General features: G+C 59.8%; 15 protein-coding genes. 7 read left to right on the top strand and 8 right to left on the bottom strand.

What is annotated here, in order from left to right:
- The first annotated feature begins 62 nt into the window (after positions 1-62).
- Complete coding sequence (locus R3C13_RS12375; RefSeq protein ID WP_371311140.1) at positions 63-1,325, top strand: cytochrome P450; 1,263 nt, start codon at positions 63-65, stop codon at positions 1,323-1,325.
- A gap of 4 nt (positions 1,326-1,329) precedes the next feature.
- Here the strand turns inward: R3C13_RS12375 and R3C13_RS12370 are convergent, their stop codons facing one another.
- From R3C13_RS12370 to R3C13_RS12355, 4 genes are all read right to left on the bottom strand, one after another.
- Complete coding sequence (locus R3C13_RS12370; RefSeq protein WP_371311139.1) at positions 1,330-2,751, bottom strand: Do family serine endopeptidase; 1,422 nt, start codon at positions 2,749-2,751, stop codon at positions 1,330-1,332.
- Positions 2,752-2,818: 67 nt separating this feature from the next.
- Positions 2,819-4,273, bottom strand: a complete 1,455-nt coding sequence (locus R3C13_RS12365; protein WP_371311138.1) for an MFS transporter — start codon at positions 4,271-4,273, stop codon at positions 2,819-2,821.
- 8 nt (positions 4,274-4,281) lie between these two features.
- A complete protein-coding gene (locus R3C13_RS12360) occupies positions 4,282-5,505 on the bottom strand; it encodes an acyl-CoA dehydrogenase family protein (RefSeq protein ID WP_371311137.1) in 1,224 nt (407 codons plus the stop codon).
- A gap of 9 nt (positions 5,506-5,514) precedes the next feature.
- On the bottom strand, positions 5,515-5,805 hold the full coding sequence (locus tag R3C13_RS12355) for a putative quinol monooxygenase (protein WP_371311136.1): 291 nt from the start codon (positions 5,803-5,805) through the stop codon (positions 5,515-5,517).
- Positions 5,806-5,976: 171 nt separating this feature from the next.
- Here R3C13_RS12355 and R3C13_RS12350 point away from each other — a divergent pair, with 171 nt between their 5' ends.
- From R3C13_RS12350 to R3C13_RS12335, 4 genes are all read left to right on the top strand, one after another.
- A complete protein-coding gene (locus R3C13_RS12350; RefSeq protein WP_371311135.1) occupies positions 5,977-7,008 on the top strand; it encodes a glycosyltransferase family 2 protein in 1,032 nt (343 codons plus the stop codon).
- Between the two features lie 65 nt (positions 7,009-7,073).
- Positions 7,074-7,991: a metallophosphoesterase family protein gene (locus R3C13_RS12345; RefSeq protein ID WP_371311134.1), complete on the top strand. Its 918-nt coding sequence runs from the start codon at positions 7,074-7,076 to the stop codon at positions 7,989-7,991.
- A 60-nt stretch (positions 7,992-8,051) separates the two neighbouring features.
- Positions 8,052-8,639 carry a polysaccharide biosynthesis/export family protein gene (locus R3C13_RS12340; RefSeq protein ID WP_371311133.1) on the top strand — a complete coding sequence of 196 codons (588 nt, stop codon included), beginning with the start codon at positions 8,052-8,054 and terminating at the stop codon, positions 8,637-8,639.
- 356 nt (positions 8,640-8,995) lie between these two features.
- Complete coding sequence (locus R3C13_RS12335) at positions 8,996-9,685, top strand: sugar transferase (protein ID WP_371311132.1); 690 nt, start codon at positions 8,996-8,998, stop codon at positions 9,683-9,685.
- Between the two features lie 81 nt (positions 9,686-9,766).
- Here R3C13_RS12335 and R3C13_RS12330 read toward each other — a convergent pair whose 3' ends face one another.
- A complete protein-coding gene (locus R3C13_RS12330) occupies positions 9,767-10,717 on the bottom strand; it encodes a glycosyltransferase family 2 protein (protein ID WP_371311131.1) in 951 nt (316 codons plus the stop codon).
- A gap of 249 nt (positions 10,718-10,966) precedes the next feature.
- Between R3C13_RS12330 and R3C13_RS12325 the strand changes: the two genes are divergently transcribed.
- Together R3C13_RS12325 and R3C13_RS12320 are read left to right on the top strand one after the other, a co-directional pair.
- Entirely contained in the window at positions 10,967-11,965 is a 999-nt protein-coding gene (locus tag R3C13_RS12325) for a sulfotransferase (protein ID WP_371311130.1), read from the top strand.
- The gene (locus R3C13_RS12320) at positions 11,962-13,464 is read left to right on the top strand and encodes an oligosaccharide flippase family protein (protein WP_371311129.1); all 1,503 of its coding nucleotides are present in this window, start codon (positions 11,962-11,964) and stop codon (positions 13,462-13,464) included. The genes R3C13_RS12325 and R3C13_RS12320 overlap by 4 nt, the downstream gene beginning before the upstream one ends.
- Positions 13,465-13,467: 3 nt before the next feature.
- On the opposite strand, the gene R3C13_RS12315 is transcribed toward R3C13_RS12320, so the two are convergent.
- From R3C13_RS12315 to R3C13_RS12305, 3 genes are all read right to left on the bottom strand, one after another.
- Complete coding sequence (locus R3C13_RS12315; RefSeq protein WP_371311128.1) at positions 13,468-13,641, bottom strand: hypothetical protein; 174 nt, start codon at positions 13,639-13,641, stop codon at positions 13,468-13,470.
- Positions 13,642-13,876: 235 nt separating this feature from the next.
- Positions 13,877-15,187: an O-antigen ligase family protein gene (locus R3C13_RS12310; protein WP_371311127.1), complete on the bottom strand. Its 1,311-nt coding sequence runs from the start codon at positions 15,185-15,187 to the stop codon at positions 13,877-13,879.
- Positions 15,184-16,386: a glycosyl transferase gene (locus R3C13_RS12305; protein ID WP_371311126.1), complete on the bottom strand. Its 1,203-nt coding sequence runs from the start codon at positions 16,384-16,386 to the stop codon at positions 15,184-15,186. Before R3C13_RS12305 ends, R3C13_RS12310 begins: the two co-directional genes overlap by 4 nt.
- Positions 16,387-16,400: the final 14 nt, after the last annotated feature.

Raw genomic sequence — 16,400 nt, 5'->3', positions numbered from 1 at the left:
AAGCCGGTTCAGAATTACTCTGATCCCCAGACGGGCGAAAATGCCTGCACCGGAGGAAAAACATGGCCGATACTGCACAGTCGATGGACGTGGAGGTTCCCGATCCGTGGAGCCTGCCGCTTGAAGGGTTCGACGTCTCCAAAGCGGAGATCTTTCAACAGAACAAGCATGGCGAATATTTCCGCCGTCTGAGGAAAGACGCCCCCGTGCATTATTGCCCGGAAAGCGCCGTCGGCGCCTATTGGTCCGTCACGAAGTATCATGACATCGTGGCCGTCGACTCGAACCACAAGACCTTCTCATCGGTGCCAAGCATCGTAATCGGCGACCCTAGCGACGATTTCCAGCCGCCCATGTTCATCGCCATGGATCCGCCGATCCATGACGTCCAGCGCAAGGCAGCCCAGCCCGCCGTGGCTCCCACGCAGCTGTCGGAACTGGAAGACCTGATCCGCCAGCGCGTCATCGCCATCCTCGACAGCCTTCCGGTCGGCGTGGAATTCAACTGGGTGGAAAAGGTCTCCATCGAGCTGACGACCCAGATGCTGGCCACCCTTTTCGATTTCCCGTTCGAGCAGCGCCACAAGCTGCCCTTCTGGTCGGATGTCGCAACCACGACCGATGCGGTGGGCGTTGCTGGGGTCGATATGGAAGCCAGGATGGGGCATTTCGAAGACTGCATCGCCGCCTTCACCGAACTCTGGCACAAGCGTGCCGCAGAGCCACCCAAATTCGATTTCATCTCGCTTCTGGCCCATAATCCGGAAACGAAGAATATGGTCGACAACCCGGTGGAATTGCTGGGCAATCTCATCCTGCTGATCGTCGGCGGGAATGACACGACGCGGAATTCGATTTCCGGCGGCGTCTACTTCCTCAACAAGTTTCCCGAGCAATACGCGAAACTGAAGGCCGACCCATCGCTGATCCCGAACATGGTTTCGGAAATCATCCGCTACCAGACCCCGCTCGCGCACATGCGCCGCGTGGCGACGGAAGACACCGAGCTTGGCGGCCAGAAGATCAAGAAGGGCGACAAGGTCGTCATGTGGTATGTTTCAGGCAACCGCGATGAAGACGTGATCGAGCGTGCCGACGAATTCCTGATCGACCGGCCGAATGCCCGCCGCCACGTTTCTTTCGGCTTCGGCATCCATCGCTGCATGGGCAACCGCGTCGCAGAAATGCAGCTGCGCATCCTGTGGGAAGAAATCTTGAACCGGTTTGAAAAGGTCGAAGTCGTAGGCGAACCGGAGCGCGTCCTGTCGAACTTCGTGCTTGGTTATACCAACCTGCCGGTGGTGCTGCACCCCAAGTCGGCGTGATCGACTAGAGGCGGATCGTGCCCCGCACGGTCCGCCCATTGCGGTCTATCTCGATGTCCCAGGTATTGTCGGTGGCCTGAATGACCGTCTTCAGGTCTTTCACTGATTTCATCGGCACACCGTTGACCGAGCGGATAATGTCCCCCGGCCGGAAATACGCGCCCGCGATCGAGCGCCGCGCGACGGAGTATACATATATGCCGGAGCCCTTCTGGAACGGGTCCAGCCCGTTCTCTTCAGCAAGGCGCGGGGAGAGTTCGACCACGCGCGCACCGCTGAAGACGCTGCGGCCATCCAACGCGACAATGTCAGCCTCGGTCGCACCCGGCGGCGGGGCAACGCGGACGGCGATGACCTGATTCTTGCCGCCACGCAGAACGTTGAGCTGCGCGGAATCGCCGGGATTGCGGATGGCGGCAAGGAATTTGAGGCCTTTCTCGTCGAACACTTCGCGTCCGTCGATCGCGGTGATGAGGTCGCCGCGGCGCAGGCCTGCCCGGTCGGCGGGGCCGTCATCGTAGACTTCCGTCACCATGACGCCGAGCGGACGGCTGAGGCCCTGGGCCTTGGCCATGTCAAAGCTGACCGCCTGAGCGGCCAGGCCAAGCCACGGGCGCACGAACGTGCCCCCATTCATCGCCGCATCCACTACGCGCTCGACCATTTCGGACGGAATGGCGAAGCCGATCCCGTTGGAGCCGCCGCCGCGGGAGAAGATGGCAGTGTTCACGCCGACCAGTTCCCCCTTCATGTTAATCAGGGCGCCGCCTGAATTGCCGGGGTTCACCGCCGCATCGGTCTGGACGAAGAAGGAGTAGTCAGAAATGCCGACATCGGTGCGGGCCGTCGCAGAGATGATGCCGCTGGTAACGGTCTGGCCGACGCCGAACGGGTTGCCGATGGCAAGCACAAGGTCGCCGACCTGGCTGGCGCGGGTGTCGGCATAGGGCAACACAGGAAGCGGGTCGCCTTCCGTGTCGATCTTGAGAACGGCAAGGTCGGTGCGCTCATCAGCCAGCACGAGTTCGGCGGGGTATTCGCGGCGGTCATGCAGCACGACGCGGAACGAGTCCGCGCCTTCGACCACGTGATTGTTGGTGATGATCACGCCATCAGCACGCACGACGACCCCAGAACCCAGCGAGTTCTGCACGCGGCTTTGCGGCATGGCACGGCCATAAAGGAACATCTCCATCGGGGATGGGCCGGTCTTCACCGTCTTCTGGGAGTAGACGTTCACCACGGCCGGAGAGGCCTGTCGGACCAGAGGCGCGAAGGTCAGATCGATTTCCGCCTGCGACTCCGGCAACCGCTGCGCGTTCGCCGCCAGCGGGCTGATCGCCAGGATCAACAGTGCCACCACCAGAAGCCCCGCCACAGCCAGGAACTTCGATACATGCTTGGTCATGCGAAGAGCGTGCGTCATGTCTATGGCTCTATTGCGGCGCCAATGCCGTGGCAATTCGGCGATACATGACATTGCAGTAAGGAAATCAGGGATTTGGCTCCGCAAGCTCCCGCGCAGCCAAGGCCGCGAGGTTGTTTTCGTGGCTCTCGCGACTGATCCGGTAGAAACTGACACACAGGATCATGAGCATCCAGACGGTGAGCAAGGTGACGGCATAGCCCCAGCCCAGAGCGGTGAGCGAGTCACTCGTGACCTGGTCCGGACGCGCGCCTTCCTGGATGCCTGCCATGGTGAGCACCGAGGTCGCCACGAAGACGCCGCCCGCCTGGGACAGCTTCCGGATGAAGCTGATACCCGCATAGAAGATGCCTTCCGAGCGCCGGCCGGTCTGAACCTCGCTGTCTTCCACAATGTCGGCCACCATGGAGCCCATCAGCATTTGCGTCGCGATGATAAGCGCGAGGTCAAAAATCGTGATCGTCAGCACGATCTGGTAGAGTGCGTCAGACCCGTTGGGCGGCATCAGGCCCAGGAGCCGTGCAAAGACCGGTGCCGGCGCGATGGTGAAGGCGAGGAAACCGACAATCAGCGCGCCACGCTTCTTGCCGAGCACCTTGCCTGCAACCGGCGCAATCGCCAGCGCCAGCACCGCGGAAATATAGACCGCCATGGTGAGCCCGGCCGTCTGCGTCGTGGTGAAGCCCCAGAAATAGCCGTTGATGTACTGGTTGAGTGTCGCGGAAACGCCGGTGGCGATCAGGCCGAACAGTGTGGCCAGGAACAATGCACGGAAGGACCGGTTGGAAATCGTCTCGAAGATTTCCGAAAAAACGCGGCGGAGTGTCAGGCCGCGCTTCGCGGGGGGCTCCTTAAGGAACGGAATGCGCGCATGGGTGCCAAGCGTCGAAAGGGCGGCGGCGAGGAAAATAACGACTGCCGCGACCTGTCCGTAGAGATGCCAGCCCGGCAGGTGGAAATAGCCGGACGGATTGGTCTCGCTCGGCTTCAGCAGGAAGAAGAGCAGGAAGATCTGGATGGAAAGTCCGCCGATCCAGGCGAAGAAGTATCGGAACGACATCAGCGAAGTGCGCGTGTCGTAACTGGGCGTAAGTTCCGGCACGAGCGCATTGCTTGGCACTTCATAGAAGGTGAAGGACAAACGCACCGCTATCGTAAGCGCCAGCAGCCAGAGGAACAGGCTGTCGGCTGACATACCGGCAGGCGGGTTCCATGTGAGGAAATAGGAGACAGCCACCGGCACGATAGCAGCGTACATGAACGGGTGCCGCCGGCCGAACCGGGTGCGCAGATTGTCCGACCAGTAACCGACGATCGGATCTGACATGGCGTCGACGACAAGCGCCAGCATCAAGGCAAGGAAAACCATTGGCGCCGGAACGCCGAGGATCTGGCTGTAGAAGAACAACAGGAAATAGTCGAAGCCGTTGTTCTTTACGCCTTCAGCCATGCCGCCAATGCCGAAGGCAAGCTGCGTGAGCAGCCCCGGCTTGTCGCTTTTCACGCTGTTGGCGCCGCTCATCCGCAGGATCAGAGCCCGAGGACCATCTTGGCCATGATGTTCCGCTGGATTTCGTTGGAACCGGCATAGATGGATGTCTTGCGATAATTGAAATAGCTGGTCGCGGACGTCACCGAATAGGACGGGAACGGAAGGTCTGCATTCGCCCCTTGGCGCGCCACGGCCCAGTTATCGCGCACGAACGGGGCACCGTAGCCACCTGCCGCTTCGACCACGAGTTCGGTGATCGCCTGCTGCGTCTCGGAGCCCTGGCATTTCAGCATCGAGCTTTCCGGACCGACCGCCTGCCCCGCCGACAGCGCCGAGAAAATGCGCTGTTCCGTGGCGTCGAGCCCGGCGACCTTGATTTCAAGTTGCGTCATCTTGCGGGCAAAGTCCGGATCGCGGCTAAGGGGGGCGCCATCCTTTTCAACTGCGCCGGCAATCTTGCGCGCCTTGCTGAGCATGTTCTTCAGGCCAGGCGCATAGGCATTTCCGCGTTCGAACTGCAGAAGGTATTTCGCATACGTCCAGCCCTGGTTTTCCTCACCCACGAGCGCCTCGGAAATCGGCACACGGACATTCTCGAAGAACACCTGGTTGATTTCCTGCTGGCCCTCTGCCGGTCCATCCAGCGTCGGCAACGGGGAGATCTTTATGCCCGGCAGGGTCATCGGGAAGACAATGAAACTGATGCCCTCCTGCGCCTTGCCTTCCCGGGATGTGCGGACAAGGCAGAAGATCATGTCGGCCCACTGCGCGTGGGTCGTCCAGATCTTCGAGCCGTTGAGGACATAGTCCTCGCCGTCGCGGACCGCGCTCATCTGGAGCGAGGCAAGGTCGGAGCCGGAGCCCGGTTCGGAATAGCCCTGGCACCACCAGACATCGGAGCGCAGGATTGGCGGCAGGTATTTTTCCTTCTGCGCCTCGGACCCAAAGGCCATCAGCACCGGCGCGACCATCGCGATACCCATGGGGCTGACCGGCGGCGTACCGGCCGCCGACAATTCCATGTTGAGGATGTAGCGCTCCGACGCCGACAGATCGGGACCGCCATATTTCTTCGGCCAGTTCGGCGCGACCCAGCCCTTTTCGTAGAGCTTCTTCTGCCAGGCGACCTGGCCTTCCTTGTCGAGATAGCCGTTCTTTGACGCGGCGACCTTGGCGCGCAGGTCGGGTGTGAAGGCTTCAGCGATCCAGTCGCGGACTTCTTCCTGGAACGCGCGGTCTTCGGCGGTGAAGGCGAGGTCCATGCCGGCCCCCTATTCCACGATGTCGAAATACTGGATGTCGGGCGCGCCAGCGAGGCAGGCGCCAAACACCGGGCCAGCCGCCTTGAAATATTCGGTCTGGCCATGCGCCTTCAGGTCCGCCTCGGAAGCGTACTGCTCCATGAAGACATAGACGTTCGGCTCTTTCTTCGACTTGTAGAGCTGGTAAGTCAGACAGCCGGGCTCGTTCGCCTTGACCTTGGCCATCAGATCCTTGCCGGTCTGCTCGAACTCAGCCTCTTTTCCGGGCTGGATGGTAAGTTTCGCAACGACGCCAATCATGTCCTGTTTCCTCCGGATCTGTGGTTGGTGCTACATTATGGTCTTCGCCAAGAGCGGCAAGGCTGACGTTGCGGAGGGATCGGCTGCAAGCAGGCTTTCCCTCGCCGCCTCCTGCGGCCATTCTGGAACGGAATTTGCTCCCCTGATTGGCGAAAGCCAGACGAGGATCGCATGATCGCACAAGAAAATGCCCTTATGAACGACAACGCACCCGTCAGCCTGCTGCCCTCCATGGTGCTCGCCGTCATCCCGGCGTTGAATGAGGAGCGGCATATCGAGGCCTGCATCCGGTCGCTGATGCAGGGTGAAGCCGACCTCCGGCGCGTGCTGCTGGTCGTTGCGGATGGCGGCAGCAGCGACGGGACAGTTGCCGTGGTTAACGGCCTGATGGACGAGTTCCCGAACCTGCGGCTGATCGACAACCCCAAGCGCCTGCAATCTGCCGCGATGAACCTCGCGGTGGAACAGTTCGCCACCGCAGGCATGCGCTATGTGGTGCGGTGCGATGCGCATTCGATTTACCCTGGCGGGTTCATCCTGAAGGTCGCGCGGGCGCTGGACCACACCCGTGCCGCGTCGGTCGTGGTACCGATGGATGCAACCGGCGAAACCTGCTTCGAAAAGGCAAATGCCTGGATCGTCGATACACCGCTGGGTTCCGGCGGCTCGGCTCATCGCGGTGGCCGGAAGTCCCACTATGTCGACCACGGCCACCATGCCGGGTTCGACCTGTCGATCTATCGCAAGATCGGCGGATACGACGAGAGCTTCTCGCACAATGAGGATGCCGAGTATGATGAACGCGTCGCCCAGGAAGGTGGCCGCATCTTCCTTGATGCAGACATCCGCATCGCCTATGTGCCGCGAGGCAGCGTGAAGGCGCTGGCCAGGCAGTACTTCAATTATGGCAAAGGCCGCGCCCGCAACGTGCGCAAGCACGGCAAGAGGCTGAAGCCGCGCCAGGCCGCGCCGATTGTGGCACTCTTGGCCAGCCTTGGCGGCCTCGCCGCAGCACCATTCTTCTTGCCGGCACTCATCCTTCCTGTGGGCTATCTGGGCGTGCTGTGCCTTGCCTCGCTGGCGGTCACAGCCTGGAAGCGCTCGGCCTGCGGCCTGCTTGCCGGCCTCGCCTCAGGCGTCATGCACATGAGCTGGGCAGCGGGCTTTCTGAAGGAAACGTTTTTTCCCCTCTCGCGCGCATAAGACCCTTGCGAGCATTGGTTTTCGCGCCGAGTTGGATATAAAGAAACGTTAACGGACAAGGTTCCATGGCGAAAGCAACGCAAGAAAGCCGGCAATCCTTTCTCGAGCGGATCGGCAACCTGACCCGGTCGGCGACGTCGTTGCGCGCGCGTATCCGTAAAGGCATCAACAGGGCGCCGGAGACGGTGAACGTCGAGCCACGCCCGGCCGAGCCGGAAAAGGTAACGCGGGAAGCTGTCGCTCCTGAAGGCCAGTGCCTCTACGCGATCGGCGACATTCATGGCCGTCGCGATCTTCTGGAGCAGCTGATCGGCAAGATCGAGGAAGATGTCAGCGCGCTGCCCGAAACCGCGACCTCCAGGACGCTGGTTTTCCTGGGAGACTATATCGACCGCGGATTGCAGTCGCGCGACGTGATCGAGTTCCTGCTGAGCGACCGGCTCAAATCCTTCGAACGGGTCTTCCTGATGGGCAACCATGAAGAGGCCTTGTTGCGCTTCCTGAACGACGTGAATTTCGGCAAGCAATGGGTCCGGTATGGCGGGGCAGAAACGCTGTATTCTTACGGCCTCGCGCCTCCCAATACGCGCGCCAGCTTGCGCTCCCATGAGGCAATGGAGGCAGCCAACCAGGCCTGGGACAAAGTGTGGACCAGCTTCCGCCAGAACCTTCCCCAGGCGCATCTCGATTTCTACCAGAGCCTCCAGCACTATTACGTGGCGGGGGATTACTTGTTCGTCCATGCAGGCCTGCGCCCGGACGTCGCGCTCGAAAACCAGACCGTGCGCGATATGCTTTGGATCCGTGATGAATTTCTGGAAGCGCCGCAATCGTTCGACCAGGTCGTCGTTCATGGACATACGCCGGGCGAAGCGATCTATCGTGATAATCGGCGGATCGGCCTCGACACCGGCGCTTTCATCAGCGGGAAACTGTCGGCAGCGCGGCTTTTCGGCAAAGATGTGAGCTTCCTAACCACGTAGAGTTCTGGAATAGCTCTTGCTTAAACCCATGACGCACATTCGAAGGGGAGAGACTACGAGATGCATTTTTTGCGTAATCTGATGCTGGCGCTTGCCGGGGCTGCCCTGCTGTTCGCAGCGGCCTGTTCATCCGGCCCCGTTGCGTCGCAGAACCAGACGGAGCTGGCGCCCGTACAGCAGGTTGCACCGCCTGCCTACACGCTGGGCAATGGCGATCAATTGCGCATCACCATCTTCGGGCAGGAAGACCTTTCCGGCGAGTTTGAAGTGGATGGCACAGGCTCGATTTCGATGCCGCTGATCGGCCAGGTCATGGCTCATGGCCTCTCCACACCTCAGCTGGAGGCCCACATCAAATCGATGCTGGACGGCGATTATATCCTCAATCCGCGCGTCAGCGTGGAAGTCATCAACTACCGGCCTTTCTATATCCTTGGCGAAGTCAACAGGCCCGGTGAATATCCTTATACTTCAGGCATTTCGGTGCTCAACGCCGTCGCCGCCGCCGGTGGGTTCACCTACCGCGCCAACAAGAAAGTCGTGTACATCAAGAGCGTGGATTCCAATAAGGAGCAGGCCTACGAACTGAACACGTCAACGGTGGTGAAGCCGGGCGATACACTGCGCATCGGCGAGCGCCTCTTCTAAGCATTTCTGCCCGATTCGAATGAGCCGGCGCGCCTGCAGGTGCGCCGGCTTTTTTGTGTCCCTGAATGGGAATGATTGCCCAATTCTGAGACACCCGCTTTGCGAGCGCACCTCAATTCGATACGCGAAAATTAAGATTTTGCCGCATTGCCCGGAATATTTGAAAAATACTTCCCGCGCGAGGGGAATCCCGCACAAAACGCCTAATTATTTGGACAAATCCCGGTATACAGATTGCAAACGTGAGCAAATGAAATAAAGATTTCCTGGTTCTCAAAGTTAACGCGAGTTGGCTGGAGCGCCGGAAATCCCGGGACGATTTTCTGCGCCTTGTGGTAGAGTTTCAGGGGACAAAAATGGGATTGAGACTGACCGACCAATCGAGACACGCTGAGACAGCGTCCTACGCTTCGACCCGTCACGAAGGTACCGGGGAGCAGGTCGGCGCGAAACGCGTCCTCGATATCCTGATCGCCGCAATTGCGCTGATCGTCATTCTGCCCCTGCTCGCCCTCGTCGCACTCGGCATCCGGATGCAGGACGGCGGCAAAGCGATTTACTGGCAGAAGCGCTACGGCCTCAACGGCCGCACGTTCAACTGCTTCAAGCTTCGCTCCATGGTTCTGGATGCGGATGTCCGCCTTCGCGAAATCCTGGCGACAGATCCTGAGGCGCGCGCCGAATGGGAAGCAACGCAGAAGCTCACGAATGATCCGCGCATCACGCCGCTCGGCCATTTCATCCGCAAGACGTCGATCGACGAGCTGCCGCAGCTCATCAATGTCCTGCGGGGCGAGATGTCGCTCGTCGGCCCGCGCCCAATCGTTGAAAACGAAATTTCCAAATACGGTGAATTCTATCGCGACTACTGCGCCGTGCGGCCGGGCCTGACCGGCCTCTGGCAGGTCGAAGGCCGGAGCGACACGACCTATCCTGAGCGAGTTCAGCTGGACGCAAAATATGCCCGTTCGCGCACTTTCTGGGGCGACATCGGGATCATGTTACGCACCATTCCCGCGGTCCTTCTCTCGCGCGGCGCGCGTTAAGCCCACCCGGCCTCAAATACAAGAGCGCCCCGGTTCCTGACGGACCGGGGCGTTTCTGTTTCAGGCCCTGCACCTGATACTTCAGCGAACCTTTGCGAGCGCGATGCTGCACAGGCGGCCAATATGGGCAAGCGTGTTGCCCGGTGTCGCCATGGCGGCAGCCAGCGCCGCACCAGGCTTGCGCTGCTTCATGGCCTCAACCACCTCTTCGAACTCGACCAATCGCGTCCATGCTTTCAGACGGCGGTCGGAGGCGGCGATGATCGCCGGCGTCAGCCGGACCGCATGTTCTGAGCGAAACCGACGCTCAGCGGCGAGGATCGCCCTGCCCTTATCCGGGCTCAGCCGGTGAGACAAAGATCCTTCGCGGATCGCGTAGCGATAGCCGGCGAACGGGATCAGGAACATGCGGGCGCCGCGCACCAGCATTTCCGCAACGAAATAATGATCTTCCGAATTTCGCAGCGACACATCGTAACGCAGTCCATGTGTTTCGATGAAGGACCGGCGGAAAAGCGGTTTGAGATAGCCAAGCGGCGCGCCGAAGCGCGCGTCCGATGCGGGGTCCAGATAGGTTTCGAGGTCAATCGCAACCGGTTCTGCCGCCATCCCCTTGTCCAGCAGCAGCGTTTCTTCGCGTCCCGGGGCATCGAAGTGAAATCGCACAACATGATCGACAACGACATCGGCCTGCAAAGCTTCAGCGGCTCCGATCATCCGGGACAGCCGATCGGGCACCATGGCATCGTCCGCGTCGAACACCGCGATGAACTCGCCCCGTGCCAGCTCCAATGCCCGGTTACGCGCTGCTGACGGGCCGCTATTGACCTCAAGGCGCTCGAACCTGACGCGCGCATCCCCGTTCGCCGCAGCCAGAACGGCCGCCTCGCTCGAAACTTTCGAGCCGTCATCCACCACGATCACTTCCAGCGAAACATCCTGCTGAGCCAGGCACCCGCGGACGGCATCACCCACAAACTCGGCCGCTTCATAGGCCGGAATGATCACCGTTACGTCGAAAGCCTGGCTCATCTGTGTTCCCGATTCCAGCCATTCGGCCGATTTGTGCCCATGACAGCGCCGCCGGCTTATGATTGTCCAGCCGATCTATGCCTGAAATCCTGCAATGGCTGTACCAGTACATGAATGGCAGGATACTTGCTGCTTCGGGCCGGGCAGCGGCACTGGCACCGGACATCGCATACGCCGCAAGAAAACGATACGAGTCAGGCAGGCAGCCCCGGCGGGCTACCTGTATAAAGGCGGGACAGCAGACACAGCATGGTTGGACAAGGGGACACGGAACGTAAATCTTCGTCGAGCGGACCGGTTCTGATCACCGGCTGTCCGCGGTCGGGGACGACATTTGTCGGGTCCGTGTTCGAGGCTGCGCCAGATATTTTCGAAATCTACGAACCATTCAATGGGGCCTATTCCTACAATCTGAACTTGCCCGGTCGCCTTTTTCGCATCACCGACGAGAATGCAGCGGAATTCCGCCCGCGTCTCGACCGGATGATGGAACTCGCATCCCTGGGCAAACGCATCTCGATGCTTCCGCACGGCGTCTGGGAACGGCGCAAACCCAAGAAGCATCAGGAACTCGCCTCCACGCTTTCGCTGAAAAAGCTCTATCGCAATCCGCCGCGCTTTTTCAGCGGGAGGCGCCTCAGCCTCAAAGACCCGATGGCCTTCTTCTCCGCCGAATGGCTCGCCCGGACCTACGACATGCACGTGGTGGTGATGGTGCGCCACCCGGCCGGGGCGATCTCATCATTCGACCAGCTTGGCTGGCCTGCCGAAACGCCGGATATCGTCGACTATGAGTTGCCCCTGTCGAAGGGGGCATTCGACCGGGAGATTGCCGAGTGGCGGGCAAACCGCGGCGACCGGCTCGGCGAACTCATCCTGCAATGGAAGCTGTTTACCCGCCACACCCTGGACCTGAAGCAGCTCTACCCGCACTGGACCTTTGCGCTGCATGAGGATGTGTGCGCCCGTCCCGATGCCATGTTCCGTCAAATGTTTGCCGATGCCGGCGTGCCCTTTGGCCCCGAAGTGGAGGCGCGGATCAGGACCAGCACCACCGCTAACGCCGCAGACCCAAACCAACCCATCCAGCATCGGCTTGAGCGCAACAGCGCCGCGCTGGTCGACTCATGGAAAACCAAAGTGCCGAAGGAACAGCTGGATCGCATTCTGTCCGAAACACAAGATCTTTGGGCCGAAACCCGGCGCGAACTGGAGCGGTTTCCGCATACGGAAGACATGGCGAAATGAGCGAGCCGATTCCGACGCAAGCCGTGAACAGCCAAGAGGAAAAAGTCGCGGGCGCCTTCCGGTCTGCGATGTTCTGGAACATCGCCAATCGAAGCCTGACCCAGATGATGTCGGTCGGCCTGTTCATCTTTCTGACCTACCGGCTCGATCCGGCCGTTTTCGGCGTGTTTGCTCTTGGCGTGGTGCTCGTCGACTATTTCAACTTCCAGGCCCAGTCCGCAGGCGTGGACGCAGTCGTTCAGGATCAGGATTTCTCGCCGCGTGCACTGTCCAGCGCCTTCTGGGCATCCATGACGGTATTCGCCCTGGCAACGGGTGCGCTCGCCCTTTCCGGCGGCTGGTTTGCCGGCATCATGAACGTACCGGACCTTAAGTCGATCCTGCCCGCGCTCGCCTGCACGCTTCTCGCAGTGCCCTTCTCCATTCCGCCATCGGCGATGCTTTTGGCACAACACGATTTCAAAGGCATCGCGATCCGCGGCATCCTGTCGACACTCCTGTCTGGCGTCGCGGCGCTCGCGGTCGCCTTCGGACCCGCTCCGGAATGGGCGCTTGTCGCACAACGCGCCGTTAGCGTGACGACGGCATCCGTATTCCTGATGCTCCGGACCCGATGGTTTCCGATGGATGGTTTCGCGGGAAACCTGGCCCGCCGCTATGCCGCGGCCTCCAGCCGAATTTTTGCCGCACAGGCGATCAGCGTTTCATACATGCGCATCCTTGACGTTGTCGTGGGCGTCAGCTTTGGCGCGGCAGCCGTTGGCCTCATGCGTATCGCCGCGCGTTTTACTGATGCCATGTATGGCACTTTTGCGGCGCCCATCGGATCGCTTTGGGTCGTACTCCTGTCAGGCAGCAAGGAACAAGGAACGGACCGGGCGAGCCTACTGATCCGTCTGACACAGATGTCAGCGCTGATTTGCCTTCCCGTATTCGCCGGCCTCATGCTGACGGCACAGGATCTCGTAGACCTGACGCTGGATGAATCCTATGCCGCGGCCGGCCCGATTCTGTTCGTGTTGGCGGCGGCAGGCCTGATGATCCCGATCTCCTATTTCCGCAACCATGCCCTTACCGGCATGCGCCGGCTGAACCTGTTGCTGGGCCTGTCAGTCGTGGATATCGTCATTGTACTGATTTCAGCGCTGGCTTTACGGCATATCAGCACGGAAGCGATTGTCGCTTCCATACTGGTGATGTTTGGCGTGCGGTCGTTGATTACGGCGCCACTGATGGTCGGTTCTCTCGGCGCAAGCTGGAAGGATTATGCTAGCGCCATGTTGCCGGCATATCTCGCGACGGGCGTGATGGCACTCACAGTCTGGGGCGTCGCCAGTCAGATATCCGGCGAAGCCGCGGCCCTGCGCCTTTCGGTCAAGGCATTGGCCGGCGCCTCGGCATATTGTGCGTATATTTTATTGGTACACAGACGATGGGCTGATCGAGCGATCGGCATGCTGATGTCGCGCGGACAACTACGCAAGGAAAGCTCAGAATAGCGATTAGCCGAGTACGGCGACGACCAGACTGATGATGCCTGCCCAGAGCAACGCACTCAGGCCGACAATCACGACGAGCCGCACCCACACGGGCCATTTCTCATAAGTGTCCCGCTCAATGCGCGTATCAAGCTCCCACGAACGGGACGATACTGTTGCGTTTGTAACGTCAACCACAGGTCTGCTCCCTGGTACCGATGGACTGATATTGCGCATGGCAACATATCAATCCTGTAACCATTAAGGGCGTGTTAAGCGCGCCCGCGACGTACTCTACGCGCTGTTCCAGACTGCTGTTGGAGTCTGGCAAGAATATGTCTGCCAAGGGAAGAGCATTGGGCAGGTGCGCCTGCTATTCACGGAATATCTGTGACCTGAAATCTACACCTGCCAAAGCCAATCTATTTGGATGTCAGGGCGTAACCGCAAAACTCCGCGTTCCGGATTCTGGTGCAATCACTACAGGCACCTTTCCGACCAGTTGTTTACGGCTTCCTCCTAGGGTCGCAATAGCCCCCATGAAGAGCAAGTTCACCGGCGTCATGAAGGTCGAGAAGGCCCACGACTCCGTGAATGTTGATACGAAGACCAGCACCATGGCGATGATCAGGAAGGAGGCTTCGATGTGCCGCGACGTCAGCCACGTCTTGATGATTCGGAATGAGCACCACGACCAGCTGACGACGTACAGCCAGAACCCGATCCACCCCAAGTGTACGCGAACTTCCATGTAGGCGTTGTGGAAGGAAAGTTTCGTTCCCGCCGGCTTAAAGTCGTAAAAATTGATCGATTGCGCTGCACCATTTTCCGGGTTCCAGAAGCCGGCGAGACCCGTTCCAAATATCGGATGCTGGTCCTGCACCACGCGGCCAGCCATCCAGATCGTCGTCCGGCCAGTCAGAGTTCTGTCCCGTCCGAGCAGATTCAGGAACGCATCTTCCATACCGCCGACCGGAAAGATCAGGAGAACAAGCATCGCGGATAGAAACAAAATGACAGCGATCAACAGCAGCCAAGTCCGGGTAAATTTGTCACTCGCAATATCGACCCAGAATATCTTGGCACCAACAAGCGCCAGAGGCCCTACAATCACAAACACCAATGAGGTCGCAGAATCCGCACTCAGCACGATATATGCGCCAAGCGGGACGAAAAGTGCTGCCGCTATGCGGAGCCAAATCAATTCTCGTTTATTGAGTATGCAAAGGAACGACAACAGCGCCATAAACGTCATCTGCAGCGCAACGAAGTTCTTGGATCCATACGGACCATTCACTGAAAACTCGCCATGCGGAAAAATATATAGCGCGGCAAGCCAACTCGCGATCATCAGGCAGCGGAGGACATATCTGATCCCCATGCGACTTGCGATCACAACTGCGACGATGGCCGTCAAAGCGTGCAGGACGCCTTCACGAAACGCCGCCGAGGAATGTGGGGACCACATGAAGGACAGGATGCCGAACGCTGGCAAAAGCAGCAGAGGCCATGACTTCAAAAGGACCGGGAAGATGACTTCCTTGTCCATGGCAAAAATGCCCAGCATCGAAGCCATGAGCAGGTAGAGGACAGGTGAGGCACCGGGGATCGGGAAAAAAGTAAGGAAGAACCACAGCGTAACCATGGCTTGTTCCCAAAGCGGCGGGGTTCTCTCGTCGGAATACAAGTTCGCCCAGACAAGATGCCTGTCGTTGTCGAACTCAAGAGGCTTCGCGACATTCATATCTGCCGCCCCTCATCCACCAAGCGATTGATCACTTCGTTTAGAAAACCAGGTGGCTGAACAAAGTGGTCATCCGGCAAGGCGCTCAGACGATCAAAACACGCCTGAATACCCGAAGGGTCCGCCTGTAGTTCTTCGGCAAGGCAAGGAAGCGCTTCTTCAAGCGGTTCGGCCAAAGCAAAGCCAGCCTTTCGCGCCTCGATCCAGCGCGCGGTTTCCGTATCGGCTGGCGCGATAGCCGGAACGCCATAGTAGCCGCCCTCGTAAATCCGGTTCGGCAAAAGCCAGACGGAATTGAAGCCCGCCTCCATGAAATCGCCCGCCCAGACAACGTCGAGGCCTGAATAGATGCGGGCGAGATCCTCCGGCGATTTGTAGCGGCCATGATATGTCATGTTGGCGCGCGCTTCGATTTCCGGCTCGAACACCGCGATCTCGGTCCGGGCGGGAATGCCATGCAGATGAATTTCGACCGCATCGGGAAGTTCATCCGCCAGCTTGCACAGAAGATCAAAGGAGCGCTGACATCTCAGGATACCAACCCAGCCTATGCGCAGCTTGCCATCGGGCACAAATGTGCGCGCTGACGGCCGCGGACCATAATCTGCCCCGGCTGCGAGCCGGTTTTCGACGAGGACCGCGCGGTAGCGCCCCGGATAATGGCGCTCAAAATGGTTGCGCAGGAAAGCCGGCGAACTGACCACAAGGCCTTTCGTCCGCGCAAGCAGCGCGCCCTCCAGCCAGCGCATCAGACGCCCTACCACATCCGAACGGGTCAGCAGGCGATGAACATCGAGCGATTCATAGATCACGGGCGTATCAAGACCCGCATAGCGCTTTGCCAGGAACGCGCAGGCCAGCATATCGAGGTTACGGGCGTAGATCATATCTGCTGCAGCAAGATCGTCCCTGCGCTTCGCCGCAATCCGTGCACCAGCAAAGATACGGCGCAACCGCTGAATGAATGCGCCATCCTGCGTCTGGCCCAGATCGATATTATCCCAGGCTGTGACGACTGCTTCGCCACGACGCATCATGAACCCCTGCACGCGGACGCCGTCGTCCTGCAACGCCTGAACGCGCCTGCGCACAGCAGCATCGGAGGCGTCGTGCCCGAAGAAGGCCAGCCGTCGGGACGCCGAAGTCACTCCAGCGTCGCTGACGCTCTTCAGCTCCGCGATCCGCGCATTTCCCGACATGGGACGACTGACCT

This window comes from Hyphomonas sp., from assembly GCF_041398385.1.
Classification (GTDB): Bacteria; Pseudomonadota; Alphaproteobacteria; order Caulobacterales; family Hyphomonadaceae; genus Hyphomonas.
Note: the sequence above shows the minus strand (reverse complement) of the source record. Positions and strands in the feature narration are given on the sequence as shown.